The sequence below is a fragment of the Saccharothrix texasensis genome (assembly GCF_003752005.1).
Lineage (GTDB): Bacteria > Actinomycetota > Actinomycetes > Mycobacteriales > Pseudonocardiaceae > Actinosynnema > Actinosynnema texasense.
On record NZ_RJKM01000001.1, the window covers coordinates 1,732,595 to 1,755,364 of the forward strand.

Annotated in this window: 22 protein-coding genes; 12 read left to right on the forward strand and 10 right to left on the reverse strand. The window is 73.4% G+C overall.

Annotation, left to right across the window (positions count from 1 at the left end; genetic code table 11):
• The first annotated feature begins 7 nt into the window (after nt 1–7).
• The 8 genes from asnB to EDD40_RS06360 all read left to right on the forward strand — a co-directional run bounded on the left by asnB (nt 8) and on the right by EDD40_RS06360 (nt 8,816).
• Complete coding sequence (gene asnB, locus EDD40_RS06325; protein WP_123742049.1) at nt 8–1,843, forward strand: asparagine synthase (glutamine-hydrolyzing); 1,836 nt, start codon at nt 8–10, stop codon at nt 1,841–1,843.
• A 164-nt stretch (nt 1,844–2,007) separates the two neighbouring features.
• A complete protein-coding gene (locus EDD40_RS06330) occupies nt 2,008–2,916 on the forward strand; it encodes an ABC transporter ATP-binding protein (protein ID WP_425471335.1) in 909 nt (302 codons plus the stop codon).
• Nucleotides 2,913–3,707, forward strand: a complete 795-nt coding sequence (locus tag EDD40_RS06335) for an ABC transporter permease (RefSeq protein WP_246037458.1) — start codon at nt 2,913–2,915, stop codon at nt 3,705–3,707. Before EDD40_RS06330 ends, EDD40_RS06335 begins: the two co-directional genes overlap by 4 nt.
• A complete protein-coding gene (locus EDD40_RS06340; protein WP_123742051.1) occupies nt 3,707–4,891 on the forward strand; it encodes a streptophobe family protein in 1,185 nt (394 codons plus the stop codon). Before EDD40_RS06335 ends, EDD40_RS06340 begins: the two co-directional genes overlap by 1 nt.
• Nucleotides 4,888–5,577, forward strand: coding sequence for a response regulator transcription factor (locus tag EDD40_RS06345; RefSeq protein ID WP_123742052.1), 690 nt, complete (start codon nt 4,888–4,890; stop codon nt 5,575–5,577). Before EDD40_RS06340 ends, EDD40_RS06345 begins: the two co-directional genes overlap by 4 nt.
• On the forward strand, nt 5,574–7,052 hold the full coding sequence (locus EDD40_RS06350) for a sensor histidine kinase (protein ID WP_246037460.1): 1,479 nt from the start codon (nt 5,574–5,576) through the stop codon (nt 7,050–7,052). Before EDD40_RS06345 ends, EDD40_RS06350 begins: the two co-directional genes overlap by 4 nt.
• Before the next feature lie 494 nt (nt 7,053–7,546).
• Nucleotides 7,547–7,732 carry a hypothetical protein gene (locus tag EDD40_RS06355; RefSeq protein ID WP_123742053.1) on the forward strand — a complete coding sequence of 62 codons (186 nt, stop codon included), beginning with the start codon at nt 7,547–7,549 and terminating at the stop codon, nt 7,730–7,732.
• 274 nt (nt 7,733–8,006) lie between these two features.
• Entirely contained in the window at nt 8,007–8,816 is an 810-nt protein-coding gene (locus tag EDD40_RS06360; RefSeq protein WP_123747808.1) for an NPP1 family protein, read from the forward strand.
• A gap of 111 nt (nt 8,817–8,927) precedes the next feature.
• Here EDD40_RS06360 and EDD40_RS06365 read toward each other — a convergent pair whose 3' ends face one another.
• The gene (locus tag EDD40_RS06365; RefSeq protein ID WP_211348103.1) at nt 8,928–9,749 is read right to left on the reverse strand and encodes a peptidoglycan DD-metalloendopeptidase family protein; all 822 of its coding nucleotides are present in this window, start codon (nt 9,747–9,749) and stop codon (nt 8,928–8,930) included.
• A gap of 137 nt (nt 9,750–9,886) precedes the next feature.
• Here EDD40_RS06365 and EDD40_RS06370 point away from each other — a divergent pair, with 137 nt between their 5' ends.
• Nucleotides 9,887–10,402, forward strand: coding sequence for a hypothetical protein (locus tag EDD40_RS06370; protein WP_148088701.1), 516 nt, complete (start codon nt 9,887–9,889; stop codon nt 10,400–10,402).
• A gap of 21 nt (nt 10,403–10,423) precedes the next feature.
• Here EDD40_RS06370 and EDD40_RS06375 read toward each other — a convergent pair whose 3' ends face one another.
• Nucleotides 10,424–11,476 carry a histidine phosphatase family protein gene (locus tag EDD40_RS06375; RefSeq protein ID WP_123742056.1) on the reverse strand — a complete coding sequence of 351 codons (1,053 nt, stop codon included), beginning with the start codon at nt 11,474–11,476 and terminating at the stop codon, nt 10,424–10,426.
• A 228-nt stretch (nt 11,477–11,704) separates the two neighbouring features.
• Here EDD40_RS06375 and EDD40_RS06380 point away from each other — a divergent pair, with 228 nt between their 5' ends.
• Nucleotides 11,705–12,703, forward strand: a complete 999-nt coding sequence (locus tag EDD40_RS06380; protein ID WP_123742057.1) for an SGNH/GDSL hydrolase family protein — start codon at nt 11,705–11,707, stop codon at nt 12,701–12,703.
• A 43-nt stretch (nt 12,704–12,746) separates the two neighbouring features.
• Here EDD40_RS06380 and EDD40_RS06385 read toward each other — a convergent pair whose 3' ends face one another.
• Nucleotides 12,747–13,337 carry a cellulase family glycosylhydrolase gene (locus tag EDD40_RS06385; RefSeq protein ID WP_246037461.1) on the reverse strand — a complete coding sequence of 197 codons (591 nt, stop codon included), beginning with the start codon at nt 13,335–13,337 and terminating at the stop codon, nt 12,747–12,749.
• Between the two features lie 9 nt (nt 13,338–13,346).
• On the opposite strand from EDD40_RS06385, the gene EDD40_RS43275 reads away from it, so the two are divergent.
• Complete coding sequence (locus EDD40_RS43275) at nt 13,347–13,502, forward strand: hypothetical protein (RefSeq protein ID WP_246037464.1); 156 nt, start codon at nt 13,347–13,349, stop codon at nt 13,500–13,502.
• A gap of 163 nt (nt 13,503–13,665) precedes the next feature.
• On the forward strand, nt 13,666–14,211 hold the full coding sequence (locus EDD40_RS06390; protein WP_123742058.1) for a DUF6630 family protein: 546 nt from the start codon (nt 13,666–13,668) through the stop codon (nt 14,209–14,211).
• Between the two features lie 130 nt (nt 14,212–14,341).
• Here the strand turns inward: EDD40_RS06390 and EDD40_RS06395 are convergent, their stop codons facing one another.
• From EDD40_RS06395 to EDD40_RS06425, 7 genes are all read right to left on the reverse strand, one after another.
• Nucleotides 14,342–14,884, reverse strand: a complete 543-nt coding sequence (locus EDD40_RS06395) for a hypothetical protein (protein ID WP_123742059.1) — start codon at nt 14,882–14,884, stop codon at nt 14,342–14,344.
• Between the two features lie 153 nt (nt 14,885–15,037).
• Nucleotides 15,038–15,964: a Gfo/Idh/MocA family protein gene (locus EDD40_RS06400; RefSeq protein WP_123742060.1), complete on the reverse strand. Its 927-nt coding sequence runs from the start codon at nt 15,962–15,964 to the stop codon at nt 15,038–15,040.
• Nucleotides 15,964–18,144, reverse strand: a complete 2,181-nt coding sequence (locus tag EDD40_RS06405; protein ID WP_123742061.1) for an alpha-galactosidase — start codon at nt 18,142–18,144, stop codon at nt 15,964–15,966. Before EDD40_RS06405 ends, EDD40_RS06400 begins: the two co-directional genes overlap by 1 nt.
• A 48-nt stretch (nt 18,145–18,192) precedes the next feature.
• Nucleotides 18,193–19,392: an ROK family transcriptional regulator gene (locus tag EDD40_RS06410; RefSeq protein WP_148088703.1), complete on the reverse strand. Its 1,200-nt coding sequence runs from the start codon at nt 19,390–19,392 to the stop codon at nt 18,193–18,195.
• 50 nt (nt 19,393–19,442) lie between these two features.
• Nucleotides 19,443–20,309 (reverse strand): carbohydrate ABC transporter permease, encoded by an 867-nt coding sequence (locus EDD40_RS06415; protein WP_123742063.1) that lies wholly within the window; start codon nt 20,307–20,309, stop codon nt 19,443–19,445.
• Nucleotides 20,306–21,244 carry a carbohydrate ABC transporter permease gene (locus EDD40_RS06420; protein ID WP_123742064.1) on the reverse strand — a complete coding sequence of 313 codons (939 nt, stop codon included), beginning with the start codon at nt 21,242–21,244 and terminating at the stop codon, nt 20,306–20,308. The genes EDD40_RS06415 and EDD40_RS06420 overlap by 4 nt, the downstream gene beginning before the upstream one ends.
• Before the next feature lie 10 nt (nt 21,245–21,254).
• Nucleotides 21,255–22,646 (reverse strand): ABC transporter substrate-binding protein, encoded by a 1,392-nt coding sequence (locus EDD40_RS06425; RefSeq protein ID WP_123742065.1) that lies wholly within the window; start codon nt 22,644–22,646, stop codon nt 21,255–21,257.
• Between the last annotated feature and the right edge of the window lie 124 nt (nt 22,647–22,770).

The following is a 22,770-nucleotide window of genomic DNA, read 5'->3' on the forward strand; positions in this document are numbered from 1 at the left end:
CACACGGATGTGCGGAATCACCGGCTGGGTCTCATTCGACCGCGACCTCACCAGGGAGGGCGAGACGCTCGAGGCGATGACCCGGACGATGGCCTGCCGCGGCCCGGACGCCCACGGCACTTGGGTCGACCGGCACGCCGCCCTCGGCCACCGGAGGCTGGCCGTGATCGACCTGCCCGGTGGCGCCCAGCCGATGTCGGCGCGCACGCCGAACGGCGAGGTGTCGCTGGTCTACAGCGGCGAGGCCTACAACTTCGTCGAGCTGCGCGACGAGCTGACCGGGCTGGGTGAGCGGTTCACGACGTCGAGCGACACCGAGGTCGTCCTGCGGGGGTACCTGCGCTGGGGCGCGGCGCTGGCCGACCGGCTCAACGGCATGTACGCGTTCGCGATCTGGGACGCGCGGGACCGCAAGCTGGTCATGATCCGCGACCGGCTCGGCATCAAGCCGCTCTACTACTACCGGACGCCCGACGGCATCCTGTTCGGTTCGGAGCCGAAGGCGATCCTGGCGAACCCGATCGCCGAGCGGGTGGTCGACACCGACGGGCTGCGGGAGTCGCTCGCGTTCGCCTTCACACCCGGCCACGCGATCTGGGCGGGCATGCGCCAGGTCGAGCCGGGCACGGTCGTCACGGTCGACGTCGACGGCGTGCGCGAGCGCACCTACTGGCGGCTGGAGACCCGCGCGCACGAGGACGACCTGGAGACCACCGTCGGCCGGGTCCACGAGCTGCTGGACGACACCGTGCGGCGGCAGCTCGTCGCGGACGTGCCGCGCTGCCTCCTGCTGTCCGGCGGCCTGGACTCCAGCACCCTCACCGCGCTGGCCGCGGCCCACATGGGCGACGAGCGGGTGCGGACGTTCGCGGTCGACTTCGCGGGCCAGGCCGAGCACTTCACGCCCAACGAGTTCCACGACACCGCGGACACCCAGTACGTGCACGACCTGGCGAACCACGTCGGCTCCGAGCACGCCGACCTCGTGCTCGACCCGAAGACGCTGGCCGATCCGGAGGTCCGCCGGGCCGTGCTGACCGCGCGGGACGTGCCGATCACCCTGGGGGACATGGACCTGTCGCTGTACCTGCTGTTCAAGGAGATCCGGAAGCGGTCGACCGTGGCCCTGTCCGGCGAGTCGGCCGACGAGATCTTCGGCGGGTACCGGCACATGCACAACCCCGACGTGCAGAAGGCGCGGGCGTTCCCGTGGATCGCGTTCAGCATCGGGCCGCTGGACAAGGACGGCCACGGGTTGAACCAGCCGTTGCTGGACGGGCTGGAGCTGGAGGAGTTCCGGCGCGACCAGTACGACGCCGCGGTCGGCGACGTGAAGCGGGGTGACGACGAGGACGACCACGAGTACCGGATGCGGATCATGATCAACCTGCACCTGACCCGGTTCCTGCGGTTCCTGCTCGACCGCAAGGACCGGTTGAGCATGGCGGTCGGGCTCGAGGTGCGGGTGCCGTTCTGCGACCACCGGCTGGTCGAGTACGTCTACAACGCGCCCTGGTCGTTCAAGCACTACGACGGCCGGGAGAAGAGCCTGCTGCGCGGCGCCGTCAAGCACCTGCTGCCGGAGTCGGTCGCCTGGCGCGTGAAGAGCCCGTACCCGTCGACCCAGGACCCGTACTACGTGCGGCAGTTGCAGGCGCAGTGCAAGGACCTGCTCTCCACCAAGGACCACGGCGTCTTCGAGCTGGTGAACCGCAAGTGGTTGGAGGACGCGACCCGCCAGGACGCCGAGGCCGTGCAGCGCACGACCCGGCTGGGGATGGAGCGGGCCATCGACTTCGGCGTGTGGATGGACATCCACAACCCGCGGCTCGCGCTCGCGTAGGCCGGCACCCGGTCCGGGCCGGCGGCGACCCGGGCCTGGGTGTTCCCTGTGAGTGCCGCGGCCCGGCGGCGCGCGGCGAGTGGTCGGGGCGTCGGGTTCCCAGGGTTCTCCCAGGACCATTCGGGGATCGGCCGGACCGGCGCGCCAGGCTCGAACCCATGACGATGATCGAAGTGCGGGGCCTGACCAAGCGGTACGGGCCCGACACCGTGGTGGACGACCTGTCGTTCACCGTCGAGGCCGGGCAGGTGACCGGGTTCCTGGGGCCGAACGGCGCGGGCAAGTCCACGACCATGAAGGTGATCCTGGGGCTGGCGGCCCCCACGAGCGGTTCCGCCACGGTCGGCGGACGCCGCTACCGCGACCTGCCCGTGCCGCTGGCGGAGGTCGGCGCGCTGCTCGACGCGGGCGCCGTGCACGGCGCCCGCAAGGCGCACGACCACCTGCTGGCGCTCGCCGTCAGCAACGGCCTGCCCCGGCGGCGGGTCGACGAGGTGCTCGCCCGGACCGGACTCGAAGGCGTGGCGGGCAAGCGCGCGGGCGGGTTCTCGCTCGGCATGAGGCAGCGGCTCGGCATCGCGGCGGCGCTGCTGGGCGACCCGCGGGTGCTGATCTTCGACGAGCCGGTGAACGGCCTCGACCCCGAGGGCATCCGCTGGATCCGGGACTTCATGCGGTCCCTGGCCCGCGAGGGGCGCGCGGTGCTCGTCTCCAGCCACCTCATGAGCGAGATGGCGCAGACCGCCGACCACCTGGTCGTCATCGGCCGCGGCCGGCTCATCGCCGACACCGGCGTGGACGAGTTCCTGCGCGACCGCGGCGAGGGCGCCGTGCTGGTCCGCACGGCCGAGCCGGCCGCGTTCGCGCTGCGGCTGACCGCGTCCGGCGCCACCGTGCGGGACGGGGTCGAGTCCTCGTTGCTCGTCTCCGGCCTGACGGGCGAGGAGATCGGCAGGCTCGCCGCCTACCACGGCATCGCGCTCAGCGAGCTGACGCCGCAACGGCCGTCGCTGGAGGACGCTTTCATGGAGCTGACCAAGGACAGCGTCGAGTACCAGGGGGCGGCGGCGTGAGCCGGCCCGCGACCCGGGTGGGGTTCGGCCACGCCCTGCGCGCGGAGTGGGTGAAGCTCCGCAGCCTGCGCTCCACCTGGTACACGCCGGCGTGCCTGTTCGCGGTGGGGATCGGCATCGCGTTCCTCTCGATGAGCGCGGTCGGCGCGGAGCACGGCGGCGCGTCCGCCGCGCAACGGCTCGCGTGGGACCCGACCGAGCGCAGCCTGACCACCTACGTCGTCGCGCAGCTGATCATCGGCGTGTTCGGCGTCCTGGTCGTCACCTCGGAGTACGCGACCGGTCTGGTGCGGACGTCGCTGGCCGCCACGCCGCGCCGGAGCCGGCTGCTGGCGGCCAAGGTGCTGGTGGTGACCGCCGTCGCCGCGGTGGCGGGCCAGTCGTTGATGGTCACCGCCTTCCTGCTCGGTCAGGCGGTGCTCGCCGGGCAGGGCGTGCCGCACGCGGGGCTCGGTGATCCCGGTGTGCTCCCCGCCGTGGCGGGAGGCGGGCTGTACCTCGCGGCGATCGCGCTGCTGGCGATCGGTCTCGGCGCGATCACGCGGGCCACGGCGGGCGCGCTCGCCACGCTGGTGGGGATCGTGTTCCTGGTGCCCGCGCTGTCGGGGCTGTTCCCGTCGTGGCTCCAGGGCCTGGTCGACTTCTGGCCGGGCAAGGGCGCCGTGGCGGTGCTCGCGACGGTCCCGGACCCCGCCTACCCGCACCCCTGGCTGAACCTGGGCGGGATGTGCCTGGGCGTCGCCGCCGTGCTGGCCGTCGCGTTCGTCGTCTTCGGCCGGCGTGACGTGTGATGGGCACGCCGGGGGAGGTGGGCCGGGGCGTGGTGGCCGCGGTCGCGGCCCTGGCCGCCATGGCGGCGGTCGCGGCGGCCGGGTTGCTCCTGCTCGACGCCGACCGGATCGGCGCGTTCGGCGGCCTCACGGCGGCCGTGGTCGCGCTGGCCGCGGGCGGGTCGGCGGAGTTCGGCGCGGTCCCGGCGAGCGACCTGCCGTTCGCCGTGCGGGGTGGCGTCGCGGTGGTGCCGTCGGGGGTTTCCCTGGCGGGCGCGGTGGTGCTGGGGTGGCTGCTGCTGCGACGCCGGGACGGTCTGCTCGTCCGCGGCGCGGCGGCGGCCGCGGCGTTCCCGGTGGGGCTGGCCGCCGTGGCGTGGTCGGCCCGGGGTGCGGTGGCGTTGCCGCGCGGTGCGTCGGGAGGCGGGTCCGGGGCGGCCGTCTGCGGGGTGCCGGCGGTGGGGCCGTTGGGCCGGGGCGGGTCCGTCGACGCGCTCGGCGCCGGGTTCGCGGTGCCGGTCTGGCCCGCGGTGGCGGGCGCGGTGTGCTGGGTGCTCGCGGTCGTCGGGGTGTGCCTGCTGGTCGCGCGGTTCCGGGTGGCCGAGCGGTGCCGGCCGGCCGTGCGGGGCGGGTGGTGGGCGGCGATCGCGGTCACCGTCGGGTGCCTGGTCGTCGCCTGGGTGTCCGCCGGCCCCGCGGCGGCCGGCGCCGTGCTGCTCGTGCTGCCGCTGGTGGTGTCGGGCGCGTTGTCGCTCGGCCTGGGCGTGCCGTGGACGGTGACCTCGGACGGCGCGCTGTCGTGCGTCCTGGGCGCGGTCGGGCCGCCGGCCCCCGGCGGGCCGCTGACGTGGGTGGCGGTCGTCGGGCTGCTGGGTCTCGGCGTCGGGGCCGCACGGTCCCGCGGTCGCGACGGCACGCCGCTGCACCGCGCCGCGCGCCTCGCCCTGTGGCTCGCGGCGGTGGTGGGGCCGGTGCTGTGCGCGTCGGCGTTGGTGTCGCGCGTGTCGGTGGACCTGGGCATCGGCGCGTTCGGGTTCTCGCTCCCCCTCCTGGCCGCGCGGGTGGCGGCGGACCCGCTGGTCGCCCTGGCGCTCGGGGCGGCGGGCGGCGCGGCGGCGGGCTTCTCGGGCAGCCTGCTCGTCGACGGTTTCCTCAGGGTGGCGTCCGTATCCTGGCCGGCGTGGACGGACCGGGACGGGCGATGACACTGCTGGTGGTGGACGACGAGGCCACCGTGCGCGAACTGCTGTCCGCGACGCTGAGGTTCGCCGGGTTCCGGGTGACGTCCGCGGCGACCGGCGCCGAGGCGCTCGCCGCGGCCGTCGCGGAGCCGCCCGACCTCGTGCTGCTCGACGTGATGCTGCCGGACGTGGACGGGTTCGAGGTGGTCCGGCGGCTGCGCGAGCGGCGCGCGGAGGGCCGCCGGGGCCCGGTGCCCGTCCTGTTCCTCACCGCGCGGGACGGCCAGGCCGACAAGGTCACCGGGCTGTCGCTCGGCGCGGACGACTACGTGACCAAGCCGTTCGACCTGGAGGAGCTGATCGCCCGGATCCGGGCGATCCTGCGCCGCACCTCGGGCCACCAGGCCGGCGTGCTGACCGTGGGCGCGCTCGCGCTGGACGCGGAGGGGCACCAGGTGACGCGGTCGGGCCGGGCCGTCCGCGTCTCGCCCACCGAGTTCCGGCTCCTGCGCTACCTGATGGAGAACGCCGGGCGCGTGGTGTCCAAGACCCAGATCCTCGACCGGGTGTGGCGCTACGACTTCGGCGGCGACGCGGGCATCGTCGACACCTACATCTCCTACCTGCGGCGCAAGGTCGACGTCGAGGACCCCAAGCTGATCCACACCGTGCACGGCGTCGGCTACGTGATGCGGGAGCCCACGGGGTGAGGCGGGCGCTGGGCCGGTTCTCGCTGCGGGCCAGACTGCTGCTGCTCACCGCGGGCCTGCTGCTGGCCGGGCTGGGCCTCGTCGGCGCGGTCGTCTCCGACCAGCTGGAGCGCTACCAGCTCGCCCGGATCGACGGGCAGCTGCGCTCGCTCGCCTCGATCGTCTCCGGCGTGTCGACCACCGGGCCGCCCGGCGCGGTGGACACCGCCCGCCACCCCGAGCTCGTCGACCCCGCCCTGGACCTGGTCGGCGCGCCGTACCTGGTGTACCTGGACGCGCGCGGCGAGGTGGCGGGCGGCCTGCGCACCAGCAGGCTGGACCGCACGGCGCTGCCACCGCCCGAGGCGCTGCGCACCGTCCCGACCGGTGGCGACGCCGTCGACCTGCGGGCCGCGGCCGGCTCGACGCGGTGGCGCGCGGTGGCCCGGCCGACCAGCGGGTGGGGCGGGACGGTGGTCGTCGCCGCGCCGCTCGCCGAGGCCGACGCCACCGTCGCCCGGCTCCGGACCACCAGCCTCGCCGGCGGCGCCGTGCTGCTGGTGCTGCTGACGGCGGTCGGCTGGTTCGCGCTCGGCCGCGGCCTGCGGCCGCTGCGCCGGATCGAGCACACCGCCGCCGCCATCGCCGACGGCGACCTGACCCGGCGCGTGCCCCTCCTGGCCGCGCCGGGCACGGAGGTCGGGCGCCTCGCCGCCTCGCTCAACACCATGCTCGGCCAGCTCGAACAGGCCTTCGCCGACCGGGCCGCGGCGCAGACCCGGATGCGCGCGTTCCTGTCGGACGTCAGCCACGAGCTGCGCACGCCGCTGTTCGGCATCAAGGGCTCGACGGAGCTGTACCGGATGGGCGCGATGCCCGGGCGCGCCGACGTGGACGAGGCGATGCGCCGCATCGACCGCGAGGCCACCCGGCTCACCGCGCTCACCGAGGACCTGCTGCTGCTCGCCCGGCTCGACGAGGCGCCCGAGGGCCAGCTCGACCGGGCGCCGATGGACCTGCGCACCCTCGCCAACGACGCCCGTCACGACCTGCGCGCCCTCGACCCGTCCCGGTCGGTCGAGCTCACCGGCCCCGACGCCGCCGGACCACCGGGGCCGGCCCCGGTGCACGGTGACGAGGACCGGCTGCGCCAGGTGGTCGCCAACCTGGTCGGCAACGCCGCCGCCCACACCCCGCCGGGCACCGCCGTCCGCATCGGCGTCGGCACGGCGGACGGCCGCGCGGTGCTGGAGGTGGCCGACGAGGGCCCCGGTGTGGCGGCCGAGCAGGCGACCCGGGTGTTCGACCGCTTCTACCGCGCCGACCGCTCGCGCCACCGCGCGGGCGGCGCGAACGCCGGGCTGGGCCTGGCCATCGCCCGCTCCCTCGCCCGCGCGCACGACGGCGACGTCGAGCTGGACACGGCCCTCGGCGAAGGCGCCCGCTTCCGGCTCACCCTGCCCCTGCTCGACCAGGCGCCCGACCCGGACGCCTGACCGCCCGGGTGCGCGGGCGGCCGGGTTCACGGTCCTCCGGACAACCCGCCCCGCGTCCTCAGGGACACCTCGATGCACCCCACCCGACCAGGCCCCAGCGGGTTACCCGCGAGGACGACCCCGCAGCGCTCGTCCCTGGACGAGTTGGACGATCTCCTGGCCGGGGTGAGCACCGGCGCGCCGGACGGGGGCGCGAACCGGGACGGCACGCCGCGCGGAGAGGCGCCGCCGCCCGTGGTCCCGCACGGCATCGACCCCGAAGGCCGCTTGGTCGCCCGGTTCGGCCCGGACCAGGTGCGCGCGGTGATCGAGGACAGCCTGGACAGCGGCGTCGTCGGGGCAGCTCGTCGAGCGCGCCGGGCCCGACCTCGACGCCACCGGGCCGGCCGAGCCTGGCCCGCCTGCGCGAACTGGTCGCCGATCCCGACCCGGACCTGCCGCTGCCGCGGGCGGGCGCCGTCATCGCTTCCTCGACGCCCCTGGACGACCGGCGGATGCCGCACGAGCCGGACGTGGACGCGCTCTCGCAGCCGGACCGGGACACCGAGGTGACCGGCGAGGACGTGACGGAACTGCGGACCTGCGGGGACGCGATGTCGGCCCCGGCGAAGACCTTCTACCACGCGTGGCCGACGCCGCGCCGCGACGGCGGCCGGCACTTCCTCGGCCTGGACCTGTGACAGGACCCCGAGCACAACCGCCTGGACCCCGCCCGGCGGCGCTCGTACCAGGCGGCCGGCTTCGGCGGGTCGGCCCCGCCAGCGCACGTCCGGCTCCTCGCCACGCGGACCGGGTCCGCGGCGCGGGCCGCCGATGTTCGCCGCCTGTTCGCCTCGGGGCGACCATCGGCGGGTTGACGACGTCACGCCCCTGCCGGGAACCTCGGTGCCGGCCGATGATCTCCGCCACGTCGGCCGGCTCCGCCGTCGTGCCACTCGACACCGGATGGAGGGCATGGTCGTCGTGACCGCCCAGCTGACCGACCCGTCCCGAACCCCTTCCCGCACCCGGCGCAACGCCGTGAGACTGCTGCGCGCGCTGGTGGGCGCGTCTCTGCTCGCGGTGCTCCTGCCCGGAGCCGCCTGGGCCGAGCCGCCGCAGGCCCTGCCCGCGAACCACGCCGCCGACGACGGCAAGTGGCAGCCGGCGTTCGACTACGACACCGACGGCTGCTACCCGACGCCGGCGATCTCGCCGTCCGGGGCGATCGCCACCGGGCTGAAGAACTCCGGCGCCCTCAACGGGCAGTGCCGCGACCAGTCCGACCTGGACAACACCAACTCGTACTCGCGCGCCAAGTGCAACAACAACTGGTGCGCCTACCTCTACGACCTGTACTTCGAGAAGGACCAGGCCGTGCCGGGCATCGACTGCTGCGGCCACCGCCACGACATCGAGCACGTGGTCGTGTGGGTGAGCGGCGACCAGGCCCAGTACGTCTCCACGTCCGCGCACGGCAAGTACTCGACCTACCCGCGGTCCCAGGTCGCCTGGGAGGGCACGCACCCCAAGATCGTCTACCACAAGGACGGCCTGAGCACGCACTGCTTCCGCCTGGCGAGCGCGAGCGAGCAGCCGGAGAACCACTACGGCGCGTGGCAGTACCCGGACCTGGTCTCCTGGGACCGCTTCCCCGCCGGCATCCGCGACGTCCTGGTGAACGCGGACTTCGGCAGCGCGAGCCTGGCCATCAAGGACAGCGCCTTCAACTACAACCTCGCGCAGGCGAAGCCGAGCGGCATCCCGTTCGACCCGAACGCCTGACCGGCCCGGGGACCCCGTCCGGCGGGCGGGGTCCCCGTCACCCGGTGAGCGCACCCGCAGCGGCCCTGGTCCGCGCGGGGCGTCGACCGCCTCCGGTGACGTGACGGCGGTTCAGTCGTACTTGTCCTGGTTCAGGAAGCGGGCGAAGCCGCGCCACGAGTTCGGCCCCATCACGCCGTCGATCGGCCCGGTGTAACCCCACCGCGCGGCCAACCGCTGCACCGCGGCCCACGTGTTCGCGCCGGGCACCCCGTCGATCGGACCCCCGTAGCCGTACGCCCGCATCGCCCGCTGCAACGCCGCGTACGTGTTCACCCCCGGCACGCCGTCGATCGGCCCGGTGTAGCCCTGCTCCAGGCGCAGCCAGTTCTGCGCCCGACGCCACATGACCGGGCCGGGCACGCCGTCCTGCTCGGTGGACGTCTTGGGCAGCCCGGCGCCGCTGCCGAGGTAGACCAGCGGGTCGATGCGCGCGCCGCCCGGGTTGATCATGTGCCAGTGCAGGTGCGGTCCGGTGGAGGAGCCCGACCCCGGTGCGCCGGCCGCGCCGCCGGACAGCCCGACGACCGCGCCCATGCCGACCCGGGTACCGTTGGCCAGCAGGAACTGGGACAGGTGCAGGTACTGGGTGCGGTAGCCGTTGTCGTGCTGGATGGTGACGGTATGACCGCCCGTGCCGTTGTACGGGATGTTGGTCACCACGCCGCCGCCCGCCGCGGGCAGCCGGGTGCCGACCGCCATGCCGAAGTCGATGCCACCCAGCGAGCCGCGGTCGAGGTGCTCCTGCCAGGTGCCGGTGATCCGGTAGCCGCTGAACGGGTGGTAGAACCCCGGGACGGCGGCGCCCGCCGTGCTCGCGCCCACCACCGTGACGACCCCGGCCGCCACCGTTCCGCGCAGCAGTGCCCGTCTGCCGATCCAGTCGTTGCCCATCACCCGAACGTAGGGACGGGGGCGGCGCACCGACATGGTGTGTTCGACCGACGGCCATTCGGGTGGGCGGTCCGGTCGAGCGGGTGGTGCGCGCCCGGACCGGCTAACGGCCGCGCGGCCGCGGCGACGGTCCGACCATGAGACTGTCACGACTCGTCCACTGCGCCCTGGTCGCCGTGCTGGCCGCCGGCGCGTCCACCGTGCCCGCGCACGCCCTGGCCTTGGAGCAGACCTGCGTCGGCACCGAGGTCACCACCTTCGACCCGCCGCTGACCCTCACCGCGCGGCCGGTCACGGTCACCGTCAGCGGCGTCTACCCCACGTGCACGAACACGGGCGCGGTGACCGGGACGTACGCCGAGACGTTCAGCCTCACCGCGTCCTGCCTGGTGCTGTTCGACTCCGGGTCGGCGCTGCGCACGTTCACCTGGGGCGGGACGGTGGCGCCCAGCGAGTTCCAGTACAACGTCACCTCCAGCGCCGTGGCCGGTCAGGTCGTGGTGACGAACACCGGCGTGATCACCTCCGGCGGCTTCGCGCCCGCCGGCGCGGAGCAGGTGATCACCCTGGTGACGCCGAACGTCGTCCAGTGCCTGTCCGGCGGGGTGGCGAGCGTGACGGGCCCGACCACCCTCACCATCCACCGACCGTGACGACACCGTCCCCGCACCGGGTCACCGGCCGGGGACCACCGCGTCGGGTGGCACGTTCATCGCCTCGAGCCGGGTCTGCCCGGCCGACAGCGTGAACCGGCTGAAGCACCCGGTGTCCCACCGCACCCGGCGCACGCCCAGCCGGTCGACGCCCAGCGCCCGTGCCACCAGCCACGAGTGCGGCCCGGCGTGGCCGACGACGAGCACCCGCTTGCCGCCGTAACGGGCGGGCAGCCCGTCGAAGAACGACCACACGCGGTCGCGAGCCGCTTCGGGGGACTCGTCCGGCGCGCCGGGGGGAACGCGGTCCCGCAACGCCTCGGCGCGCTCCGCGGTCACGTCCAGTCCCGCGGTCGCGAGTCGGACGGTCTCCCGGTCCGGCGCGGAGTCCGAGCTGAGCACCACGTCCGGCGCGAACCTGCGGACCGCCGCGGCCGCCACCCCGGCCTCGGCCCGGCCACGCGCGGACAGGCCCACCTCGACCGGGTCCGCCCCGTGCGGGCGCCCGCGCTCGCCGTGGCGGAGGAAGAGCACGTCGACCTCGTGGTCGCCGACCCCGGTCGGCGGCCCGTCGGTTCGTTCCCGCCCGATGACGTCGAGCACGTCGTCGCAGACCTCCTCGGGCAGCTTCCCCCGGATGTCCAGGGACACGCCGGCCGGCCGGAACGCCGCGTGCAGTCGGCGGACCCGGTCCTCGTCCATCCGCTGGAACGGGTCGCGGAGCCGGTTGCGGTGCAGCAGGTCTTCGAGGTCGGCGGCCAGCGAGACCGTGACGAGCCGGTGACCGCGCCGGTCGAAGCGCACCGCCTGACCGGCGAGGAAGTCGACGTCCTCGAACACGCCGTCCACGACCGGCAGGAACCCGCTGTCGCAGTAGGACAGGGCGAGGTCGAGGCACGCGAGCTCGGACGCTTCGAGGGTGAACGCGGTGAAGTCGCGCGGGTGCGCCATGTACCGGACGGAATCGTTCGACACCCGGACCGATGGGGGCAACGCGTCCCTCAACAAGGCCGTCGTCGTCGTCTTCCCCGTACCCGGGAGGCCGCGGATCAGCACGGCGAACTGCCGGCCCACGTCATCACCTGTCCTCGCGTCGTCGACGAGCGCCGGCGGCCGCCCAGCCTAGCGCAGGCACGACCACCACCAGGGTGAGCGAGGCGCCGCCCGGCATCACCGTCCGCGCACCGCGTTCACCTGGCCAGGCTCATCCCGCCGCACCATCGGGTTCACCCGCCTCCACGCCGTTCTCCTCCGGCGGCCCCGCTCCTACCGTGGCCTGACCGCACCGAGGGGTTGAAGCCGATGTCCCGCGCCGTCCGCAGACGCATCGCCGCCGCCGTCGCCGTCACCGCCGTCACCGCCGTCGCGGCCCTCGCCACCGCCGTCGAAGCCGCCGCCGAGACCGCCGAGCCGGCCGCCGCCGTCTCGCTCGGCGACAGCTACATCTCCGGCGAGGCCGGTCGCCGGCGGGGCAACGCGCTGGAGAACTCCGGCGACAAGTGGGGCACCGACCTCGCCACCGCGTGCGACGCGAACGGCTGCGCCACGGACCCGCGGAAGGTCTACGGCGACACCCACACCACCACGAACACGTGCCACCGCTCGACGTCGGCCGAGATCGTCAGCGCCGCCGTCCCCGACGTCACGGCGGTCGACCTGGCGTGCTCCGGCGCGACCACGTCCGACGTGCGCGCCGGTGACGCCGCGCGCAACCAGCCGAACCAGGTCGAGCTGCTGCGCGCCGTCGTCCGCGACTACCGGGTGGACCTCGTCGTGCTGTCCGTCGGCGGCAACGACCTCGGGTTCGGCGCCATCATCGCCGACTACCCCTCGCCGATGCCCGCCGCCGGCCGCTTCCGGATCCCCGAGAGCGGGTCGCGGTGGGCGGTGGGCGGCTGCCCGGTGTGGGACTCGGACGCCGACTGGGCGCGAGAGCATCTCGTGCCCACGATCGCCGAGACGCTCAAGCGCGTGGCCGCCAACCGAGGCGCGCGGTTCCTCGACCTGCGGGACTCGTTCGACGGCCGCGAGGTGTGCGCCACGGACTCCCGCCAGGCGACGGGGGCCGACTCCGCCGCCAACCCCCTGCCCGGCCCGGCGGCCGAGTGGGTGCGGTGGGCCGTCACCGGGTACACGTCGCAGGGCGACCGCCAGGAGAGCATGCACCCCAACCACTACGGCCAGCGCGCGCTGGGCACGTGCCTGCGGCTGATGCACCAGAAGGCCACCGGTGACTTCGCGTGCCGCAATACCCCCGGCGCCGGCCCGGCACGGATGACGTTGACCGCCCTCACCACCTGAGGTGGTCTGGGGCCCGGCACGCCCCCGACCACCTCACCGGTCCTCAGTAGACAGTGGCCTGCCGGGACGTCGACCTGATCCCGTTCGCACCGTTGAAGATGCGGTTGCCCCAACCGGTCAGGCCGGCGCGGTTGAAACCGGTGACCAGGTCGAGGTACCCGACACCGCCGCCGTTGCCGCTCCACGACCAGCCGAGGTTGCCGAGGCGCTGCGACTGGGCCGTGGCCATGATCGTGTTCTCGTCGGGGTTGCCGTCGGAGTGGTTGTCGCCGAACTCGCCGATCACGATCGGCAGCCGGGCGTTGACGAACGCGTCGAGGTACGACGTCACCTCGGCCGCGGTGTCGTGCACGCCGTACACGTGGATCGAGAAGACGGTGTTGCGCTGGGAGTCGGCGTTGACCACCGCGGACGCGTTGGCGCGCATGGTGTTCGACCAGTCCTGGCCCCAGTTCGGCGCGTCCACCATCGGCGTGTGCGTGAAGCCGGTGGACCGCAGCCGCGAGATGGCGCTGCGGGTGTCATCGGTCCAGTTGCCGTAGTTGTTGTCGCCGTACGGCTCGTTGCCGACGTTGATGATGACGTACTTCTCCTGGCCGACCAGCGCGCTCTTGACGCCCGACCAGTAGTCCACCGCGCGCCCGTGCTCAGCACCACGCGCACGCTGTTCGCGCCCAGCGCCTTGACGTCCTCGAGCGCCTGCGCCGTCCGGTCGGGGTACCAGGCGTGCGCGTGGTGGACCCCGCGCATCACGAACTCGCTGCCGTTCGCGTCGTACAACCGCCCGCTGCCGACGTAGAACCCGTTCGCGGCCGACGCCGCCGGTGTGCTGAGCAGCGGCACGACCAGCGCCGCCACCGCGACCAAAGCCCATCGTTCGACCACGTCCACCTCGTCACCGGCCGACGTGAATCGGTTAAGCCATTGCTACGATCACGGGCCACGAACCGAGGAGGTCGGACGTGTCGTCAACGGTGCGGGACGCGCTGGTCGCCCTGGCCGCCCTGCTGGCCCCCGACGCGCCGGACGTCGCCGACCGCGTCACGAGCGCCCACGACGCCCCCGCCACCTACCTCCGAACCCACGCCGACCGCCTCGACGACCGCGGCATCGACGAACCCCTGCCCGAGCTGGCGTGGATCGCCCTGGTCGACGCGCTGACCGACCACGACCTGCTGGCCGAGGTGGACTGGAAGGAGGCGGCCGGCGAGATCGTCGCGCAGCTCCGGTCCCTGCGCTCCGGCCCCGCCGACCCGCGGGCGTGGGACTGGTTCGCGGGCCTCGCCGAGGACCTGCCCGCCTACGACTTCCTGGAGCGAGCGGGCCGCGAGCTCCGGGCCACCGGCACGACCCTCGCGGTGCTCGACATCGAGTCCGACTGCTACCCGCTCGTGCTGCTGCCCAACGAGCACGCCGACACCCTGCGCGAGCTGGCCACCGCGACGGGGTTCACCGCAGGCGTCCTCGGCGAACCCGCTCCCCCTGCGACGCCGCCACCGACCTCCTGACTCCCGGTTCGCCCCCCGCTCCACCCGTGGTCGCCGCCGCCGGCCGTTTTATCCGGCTAACGTGAGAGATGCGGTTCGGGTTGTCCCAGGTTGCATCCTTCGCCCGATCGAGTGAGCGTCCCGCACCGGCTCACGGGGTGATGATCTCCAGGACCACCTGGCCGTACAGACCGGACAGGGAGCCCAGGCCCAGGTTGCACAGCAGGATGTTCGTGCTGGGGTAGACGATGGTGTGCACGAACGTCGCTCCCGCGAACACGCCCGAGGTGACCGTGCCGGTGGTGACGACGGTCAGCGTGACGCCACTGAGGCTCGACACGTTGTTGCCGGACAGGACGGACGTCTGACCGGTGTTCCACGTGATGGTGATGGTGAGCGCGTTCGCGCCGAGCAGGCTCAGGCAGGTGGCCCCCGTGGTCGCTCCAGTGGCGGTCGACCGGCCCGAGGTGATGTCCGGGTGGGTGGCCGAGACGCAGGGGCCGTACTGCCGGGACACCGTGAGCGTCATGTTCTGCGGGGAGTTGGTCGCGGGTGGGTCGAACAGCAGACTCGCACTGCTGGGCGGGGTGCACGTGAGGTCGAGCCCGGCAGCGCCGGCCGTGCCGGTGGCGACGAGCGGGACCGACGCGACGGTGATCAGGACCGCGGCGAAGAAGGAGGCGACTCGGGACATGGCGGTTCCCCTTTCCGAACACGAATTCCGCAGAAATGCGGATTCGCCGATATCGGCATTCATCTATCGCGCACCGGACACCACCGTTACCGCACCTCCCCACCGAGGCCCGAACCCCTGTCAGATCGAGCCGCCCACACCACCCCCTCACCCTCAACCAGCCATCTCCCGCACCCTGCAGCAAAGCTCCTGCGTACGAACCGCATCGGAGTAGTCGCACAAGATCCGGCTCGGGTCCCGCTCCCGCACCGCGCTCAGGAACCGTTCATCCGCGACGACCAGCGGGTCGCGCCCGACCGGCACCTCATGGCTGCCGTCGGCGTCTTCCCACCGCAGCGCCTTGTTCGTCAGCGTCAACTTCCGTCCCTCGCAGTGGAACTCGATGCCGGCGTCCACCGTCCCGTGCAGTACGCACGTCGCCGTGAACACACCCACCACTCCGGACTCGAACGCGAGGGTCGCGGCGCTGACCGTCGCCACGTCCAACCCCGGGTGGTCCACGAGCGCCGAACGCCGCCCCACCGAGTGCAGTACCTCTGCTTCGCCCAGCAGGAACCGCGCCAGGTCGAACAGGTGCGTGGCCTGTTCCACGACCTGTCCGCCGCTGTCCGCCTCGACGCGCCACCACGGCACCGGCGGCACGAGACCGTGCCAGGCGGCGCGCACCAGGTGCGGTGGCGTCTCGACGAGCATGCGCCGCAGTTCGGGGATCACTTCCATGCCCCGCCAGTAGTAGCCCGCCTCGACGATCAGCCCGCTCTCGCGCACCACCGCTTCGATCCGGCGCGGCCCGTCGACGTCCGTGCCGATCGGTTTCTCGACGTAGAACGGCACACCGGCTTCGACCAACGCCCGCTCGATCTCGCCGTGAGCAGCGGGAGGGACGCAGATCCACGCCGCGTCCACTTCCTCCTCCGCCAACAGACCGGCAGTGTCCCGATACGCGCGACCACCCCACCGGGCCGCCGCCTCGTCGACCCCTGACCTGCCGACGTGGCCGACGATCTCCACCCCCGCCCCGGTCAACGCCGCCGCGTGCCGCCCGGCGATGTAACCCGTCCCCACCAACGCCACCTTCATCAGACCTCCTCCTGCCGGACCGCGCCCGACTCCTCCCCCACCGCCCGCCACACCTCGACCCGGCTGCGCCAGTCCTCGGTGTGCCCCGGCGGCTCCGGCGGCGGGAAGGCCGAGGGCAACCCCACAGCCATCAACGCCGCCCCGGTCGTGACCGCGCCGTCGCCCGACCGCCGGTAACGCCGCCCGGCGTCCAACCCGCGCAACCGGAGTCGACGCGGTCCCTCCCCCACCACCCCGCGCACCTGGTACACGAACACCACCACCTCGTCCCGGTCACGGGACACGTACTGCACCGCGCACGGCCCCCTGTCCGACGGCGGCACGAGCCAGTGCTGGTCTCCGTCCTGGATGGTCGGTCTCACCCGCTTGTACTCCGCGATCAACCCCGCCGCCCGGGTCCGTTCGTCGTCGCCCCACGCCAGGATGTCGCCGGAGATCCCCAGCACTCCTTGCATCGCCACGTGGAACCGGAACTCCAGGGGGCTGGTGCGGCCCGTGGTGGGCTCCGGTGCGTCGGCCACCCACCCGACCATCGCCCTCGGCGCGTACGCGCGGCTGAACCCGTGCTGCACGCGCAGCCGGTCCGAGGGATCGGTGTTGTCGCTGACCTGCGCCAGGTCGGCCACCCCGAGGATGCCCAGGTCGGCCCGCCCGCCACCGCCCGCACACGTCTCGATCATCAGGTCGGGGAACTCGGCGCGCAGCCGTGCGATCACCTCGTACACGCCCCGGACGTGACGCACCCACACCTCACGGCGTCGTTCGACCGGCGCCTGCGGCCAGCCGACCTCCGTGTAGGGCCGGTTGTGGTCCCACTTCACGAAGTCGATCCGGTGCTCGCGCAACAACGCGCGCACCTGCTCGACCACGCCTTCCCGCACGTCGTCGCGAGCGAAGTTGAGCACGAGCTGGTTGCGGGACAGGGTGGTCTCGCGGTCCGGCAGGTGCAGCACCCAGTCGGGGTGGGCGCGGTGGAGGTCGCTGTCGGGGTTGACCATCTCCGGTTCCAGCCAGATCCCGAACTTCATGCCCAACCGGTGCACCTCGTCGACCAGTTCGCCCAGCCCGCCGGGGAACTTCACCGGGTCGACCACCCAGTCGCCGAGTCCGGCGTGGTCGTCCCGCCGTGCGCCGAACCAGCCGTCGTCGACGACGAACAGCTCCACGCCCAGCTCGGCCGCCCGCGTGGCGAGCTCGACCTGGTGCCCCACCTCCACGTCGAACGACGTGGCCAGCCACGTGTTGTAGTGCACGGGCGGCGGTGTCCCGCGGTGCCGTGCGGGCAGCACGTGGTCGCGCTGGTAGCGGTGCATCAGCCGGGCCGCGCCGTCGAGGCCGTCGTCGGCGTACCCGCAGACCAGCGGCGGGGTGCGGAAGCTCTCGCCGGGTTCGAGGTGCCAGGCCGAGTCGAACGGGTTGATCCCCGCGACCACGTGCAGCGCGTCGTTGCGCTCGGTCTCGAACACGATCGACCAGTTGCCGCTCCACGCCAGCGCGCCGAACCAGACCGGCCCGTCCTGCCCCGCCTCGGTCAGCGCGAACCAGGGGTTGGCCTCGTGGCTGGTGAACCCGCGCCGGCTGTCGAGCACCACCTTGCCCGGCATCAGGTCGCGTCGGGTGAGCTGGTACTCGTCACCCCACCGGCCGGTCAGGGCCCACGACTGGTAGCGCGCGGGCGGCAGGCCGAGCACGGCACTGGCGATCCGCTCCACCCGCAGCGGCTGCGCGCCCCGGTTCTCGACCCGGACGTCGCGCACCACGATGCCGTGCTCGACCGCCGCCGCGAACCGGTGTTCCACCAGGAGACCCGAACCCGGGTCCTCGAACACGAGCCGCAGCACGTCGCCTTCGACGTGGTCCTCGCTCAACGTGAGCCGTGACACCGACGAGCCGTCCTGGCGCGCCACCACCAACCCGGGTTCCTTGAACGCCCGGTCGCCGTGCACCGAGTACGCCAACGGGACACCGTCGAGGAAGTGGGCTTGCGACGGCCGGTTCCACGGCGTGTGCGGCAAGTACGAGTCGCCGTTGAGGCCGCCGTCCAGAGCACCACCGTCACCGCCCCAGTGGTCCAGCACCAACGCCCCGCCGTCCGCGACGGACACCAGCATCGCGCTGCACGACGTCCGCACCAACCAGGCGGGCCGCCCGGCGCACGTGGTTCGGGTAACAGCAGGCATCGCTCTCCTCCGCGGAATGGTTCCGGACCGGCACGAGCCCGTCCACGATCAGCTCTCCGACGCGCCCACCGCCTCCGGCGCGAGCCGGGCGTCGACCGCCTCCGCCGAGAACACCTGGTCGATCACCATGTGCCGCGCCCCGTGGACACCGGCCCGATCTCCGAGCAGGCTCTCCACCACCGCCACGCTGCTGGCCAACGCCGACACGGTCCGCTCGTACAGCCGCTCCCGCACCCCGCCGAGCAGGTGCTCGCGGGTGAGCGCGAGGTCGCCGCCGATGACGACCACGGTCGGGTTGAGCAGCGCCACGGCCGTCGCCAGCACCTCGCCCAGCAGCCGGCCGGCGTCCCGGACCAGCGTGATGGCGTCCGCGTCGCCTTCCAGCACGAGCCGCACGACGTCACGGCTGGTGCGCGCCTCGATGCCCCGCTCGCGGAGCCGGGCCGCCAGGGCCGCGCCGCTCGCGTGCGCGGCCAGGCAGCCGGTCGCGCCGCACCGGCACCGGGCGCCGTCGACCGGCCGGGCGATCCGGATGTGGCCGATGTCGCCGCCCTGGCCGGTCGAGCCGCGCTCGGGCCGGCCGCCGAGGATCACCCCGGCGCCGATCCCGGTCCCGACCTTCACGAACAGCAGGTTGTCCACGTCGGGGTAGCGCTCGCGGACCTCGCCGAGGCCGAGGAGGTTGGCGTCGTTGTCGACGAACGCCGGGCAGCCCAGCGCGTCGGAGAGCGTCCTGGCCACCGCGGTGCCGTGCCAGCCGGGCATGATCGGCGGCTGCACCGGTCGTCCGGTCCGGAAGTCGACGGGCGCGGGCAGTCCCACGCCCACCCCGACGAGCCGGGCGCGGTCCCGCCCGGCGCTCTTCAGCAGCTCCCGCAACCGCCGCAGGACGATCTTCAGCACGACGTCGGGGTCCTGGTCGACCGGCAGGTCCTCGGTGCGCTCGCCCAGCACCCGCCCGCCCGCGTCGGTCAGCGCGAACCGCGCGTGGGTGGCGCCGAGGTCGGCCGCGAGCACCAGCTTGTCGCTCTCCTCGAACGACAGCACCTCGGCCGGTCGTCCCGCCGTGCCGCGCCGCTGTTCCACGGCCCGGATGTACCCGGCGGAGATGAGCTGGCTGAGGCGCAGCGCGACCGTGGAGCGCGACAGGCCGGTGAGCTCCTGGAGGTCCCGCCGCGTCCGGACCCGGCCGGACCGGACCAGCGCGAGGATCTCGCCCGGCGACGCCGTGAACCCGCTGCGCGCCACCCGGGATTCCTTCCCCGCCGGAGGTGTCGGACCCGCTGCCACCACCGCGGTCAGCCCTTCTCCGCGCCGCTGGTCAGCCCTTGGGAGAGTAGCCGTTCGGTCAGGAAGAACAGCAGCACCACCGGCACCGTGATGACGACCGAGCCGGCCATGAGCACGGTGGTGGGGATCTCGACGCTGCCGGACAGCTGCGCGAGGCCGAGGGAGACGGTCCAGCGGTCGCGTCGTTCGACCAGGAAGAGCAGGGCGAACAGGAACTCGTTCCAGGCGATCATGAACACGAAGACGCCGGTCGCGACGACCGAGGGCATGGCCAGCGGCAGGCTGATCCGCCGGATGACGCCGACCCGGCTCAGGCCGTCGACGAGGCCCGCTTCCTCGACGCTCGCCGGGATCGTCTCGAAGTAGTTCTTGAGCATGTAGATGGCGACGGGCACGGTCTGCGCGATGTAGACGAGCACCAGGCCGGTCGCCGAGCCGCGCAGCTGCATCCGGGTGAGCAGCACGAACAGCGGGATCGCCAGCACGATGGCCGGGAACAGGTACACAGCCAGGAACAGCGCGCTGACCTGCCGCCTGCCGAAGAACTCGAGCCTGCTCACCGCGTACGCGCCGGGGATGGCGATCACCAGCGCCACGAGCACCGACGCCGTGGCGACGACCGCGCTGTTGCCCAGCAGGCCGAGGAAGCCCTGGCCGCCTTCCGCCACGGGCCGCAGCACGTCGGCGTAGGTCGCCAGGGTCAGCTGCCCCAGGTCGACCAGCAGCGAGTCCGGTCGCCGCAGCAGGTCCTCGATCGGCCGCAGCGACAGCATCAGCATGTAGTAGAACGGCAGCAGCGTGGCGATCAGGAAGCCCACGACGACCACCGGCCGCAGCACGGCGAGCACCGCCCGTTCGAACCGGTCGCGCGTCATGCCTTCGTCGCCTCCCGTCGCCGCAGCAGCCACAGGTAGGCGCCGAGCAGCAGCACCAGCACCGCCGCCAGCAGCACGGACTGGGCCGCCGCCGCCCCGACGTTGCGCTGCACGGTCAGCAGCTCGTACACCCGGACGCTCACCACCTCCGTGCCGGCCGCGCCGCCGGTGAGCAGGAAGATGTCGTCGAACTCGTTGAACGTCCAGATGGTGCGCAGCACCACGAGCACCGCGATCACCGGCATGAGCTGCGGCAGCACGATGTGGCGGAAGCGCTGCGTCGGTGTCGCGCCGTCCACGGTCGCGGCCTCCTCCAGGTCGCCGGGCAGGGCCGACAAGCGGGCCAGCAGGAACAGGAACGCGAACGGGAAGTACCGCCAGCCCTCGAACGCGATCACGGTCAGCAGGGCGGTGGGCACCGGCACGTCGAGCCCGAACAGGGTGATCTCGCCGCGTGCCTGCGACAGGAACGCGATCGGGTCGTCCCACCCGAACAGCCGCGTGCCCCAGCTGTTGACGATGCCGAACTCGGGGTTGAGCAGCACGCGCCAGACGAACGTGACCGCCACGACCGGGGCCACGTACGGGATGAGCATCGCGGCGCGCACGAGCGACCGGCCCCGGAACGGCCGGCGCAGCGCCAGCGCCGCGACGAGGCCCAGCACGACGGCGAGGATCGCCGAGCCCGCCGTGTAGACGACCGTGGTGCGCAGGCTGTGCCACAGCACGTCCGAGGCGAGGACGCGGGCGAAGTTGTCCGGTGTCAGCTTCTCGAGCAGCCCGGTGCGGCCGATGTCGATCAGCCGCACGCGCTGGAACGCGATGAGCACCGACCACGCCAGCGGCACGAGCACGACCGCGAGCACGATCACCAGCGTCGGGGTGAGCAGCAGCAGCCCGGTGCGGGCGTCGTGCTGCTTCAGCGTGCGCGCCACCGCGGACCCGCTACTCGCCGAGTTCCCGGGCGATGCCGGCGGCCCGCTCGGTCGCCTCGCGGGCGGCGGCGGGCGCGTCGCCGCCGCCGTTCAGTGCCCCGGCCAGCGCCTTGGGCACGACCAGCTGCCCGGCGACGGCGCCGGCGAGTTCCGCCTTGCCCTGGGGGAAGCCCCACCGGCTGAAGCTGCGCGGGCTGTCCTGCACGACCCGCAGCGTCTCCGCGTCGTAGAACTCCGACAGCGGCGCTTTGGTGTCCACGCCGACGTCGAGGCCGAGCCACGCTTCGGCGTACTGGCGCGGGTTGTCCTCGGTGCCCGCGCGGACCGGCACCTTGCCCTCCGGCGCGATGGCCAGCCAGTCCCGGTAGCCGTCGCTCATCAGGTGTTCGACGAGTTTCTTGGCGTCGTCCGTCGCGGCGTCCTTGAGCACCGCGAACGACGCGGTCTCGCCGAACGTGGTCGGCTCGCCGCCGTCCGGTCCGCTCAGGGCGGCCACCACGCCGGTGTTCTTCGCCAGGAACGCCGGGTCGGCCTGGCACTGCGGGCAGGTGGGCAGCGCGTCGGCGCGCAGGCCCGCGAGTTCGTCGAGCAGGTACGACGACCAGATCACCATGGCGGACCTGCCCGCGAAGTACGTGGCGCGCGTGGTGTCGACGTCCTGGTTGCCCGCCACCGAGTGGCGGGTGAGGAGGTCGGTGTAGAGCTGGAACGCGCCGACGCACGCGGGGCTGTCCAGCGCCACCCGCCCGTCGTCGTCGACGAGGTCGCAGCCGTTGGCGAGGGCCAGGTGCTCGAACGTCTGGTGGGTGAACACGTCGGCGGGCGTGGTGCTCGCGGTGATCCCCGCGACGTCGTCCCGGTCGAGCCGTTCGGCGGCCTGCCGGATGGCGTCGTAGGTGGTCGGCGGCGCCAGCCCGGCCTGGGCGAACAGGTCCTTGCGGTAGAACAGGAGTTGCGCCCAGCCGTCGCTGGGCACGACGAGCTGCGTGTCGCCCTCGCGGGTCAGCTCCAGCGACTGCGCCGCGAACGTGTCGACGCCGAGGGCGTCCACGACCTGCTTGGCCGCGTCGGTGTCGAGCAGGTCGTCGGTGCGCAACTGGCTCATGATCGGCAGCGAGATCGACCCGATGACGTCGGGCAGCTCGCCGGACGCGGCGGCCGAGGTCAGCACGGTGGTGAGCTGGTTCTCGGCGATCGCGACCACCTCGGTCTCGATGCCGGTCCGCTCGGTGAACGCCGCCAGCAGGCGTTCCTGGGCGCGCACCCGGTCGGCGGTGTCCTCGATGGTCCAGAAGACCAGCGGGCCGTCCGCCGCGCCACCGGGGTCACCGCCGCCGCAGGCCGACAGCACGAGGGCGAGAGGCGTCGCGGCGGCGAGCGCGCGCAGTCCGCGTCGGGTCATCGGGTGCTCCCTTCCGGTGGTCCGCGACCTCTCACGGGCCAGGGCCGGGTGTTCGGTGGCGTCACTGAACACCCGGGTTTGTCCCGTGACAACCGCCAATCCGGACGTGACTTCGGGGCCGTAC

Excerpts from the sequence above, each read along its gene's own strand:
- asnB (WP_123742049.1), top strand. The coding sequence starts at position 8 with ATGTGCGGAATCACCGGCTGGGTCTCATTCGACCGCGACCTCACCAGG.
- EDD40_RS06330 (WP_425471335.1), top strand. The coding sequence starts at position 2,008 with ATGATCGAAGTGCGGGGCCTGACCAAGCGGTACGGGCCCGACACCGTG.
- EDD40_RS06340 (WP_123742051.1), top strand. The coding sequence starts at position 3,707 with ATGGGCACGCCGGGGGAGGTGGGCCGGGGCGTGGTGGCCGCGGTCGCG.
- EDD40_RS06345 (WP_123742052.1), top strand. The coding sequence starts at position 4,888 with ATGACACTGCTGGTGGTGGACGACGAGGCCACCGTGCGCGAACTGCTG.
- EDD40_RS06355 (WP_123742053.1), top strand. The coding sequence starts at position 7,547 with ATGCCGCACGAGCCGGACGTGGACGCGCTCTCGCAGCCGGACCGGGAC.
- EDD40_RS06360 (WP_123747808.1), top strand. The coding sequence starts at position 8,007 with ATGGTCGTCGTGACCGCCCAGCTGACCGACCCGTCCCGAACCCCTTCC.
- EDD40_RS06365 (WP_211348103.1), bottom strand. The coding sequence starts at position 9,749 with ATGGGCAACGACTGGATCGGCAGACGGGCACTGCTGCGCGGAACGGTG.
- EDD40_RS06370 (WP_148088701.1), top strand. The coding sequence starts at position 9,887 with ATGAGACTGTCACGACTCGTCCACTGCGCCCTGGTCGCCGTGCTGGCC.
- EDD40_RS06380 (WP_123742057.1), top strand. The coding sequence starts at position 11,705 with ATGTCCCGCGCCGTCCGCAGACGCATCGCCGCCGCCGTCGCCGTCACC.
- EDD40_RS06395 (WP_123742059.1), bottom strand. The coding sequence starts at position 14,884 with ATGTCCCGAGTCGCCTCCTTCTTCGCCGCGGTCCTGATCACCGTCGCG.
- EDD40_RS06400 (WP_123742060.1), bottom strand. The coding sequence starts at position 15,964 with ATGAAGGTGGCGTTGGTGGGGACGGGTTACATCGCCGGGCGGCACGCG.
- EDD40_RS06405 (WP_123742061.1), bottom strand. The coding sequence starts at position 18,144 with ATGCCTGCTGTTACCCGAACCACGTGCGCCGGGCGGCCCGCCTGGTTG.
- EDD40_RS06415 (WP_123742063.1), bottom strand. The coding sequence starts at position 20,309 with ATGACGCGCGACCGGTTCGAACGGGCGGTGCTCGCCGTGCTGCGGCCG.
- EDD40_RS06425 (WP_123742065.1), bottom strand. The coding sequence starts at position 22,646 with ATGACCCGACGCGGACTGCGCGCGCTCGCCGCCGCGACGCCTCTCGCC.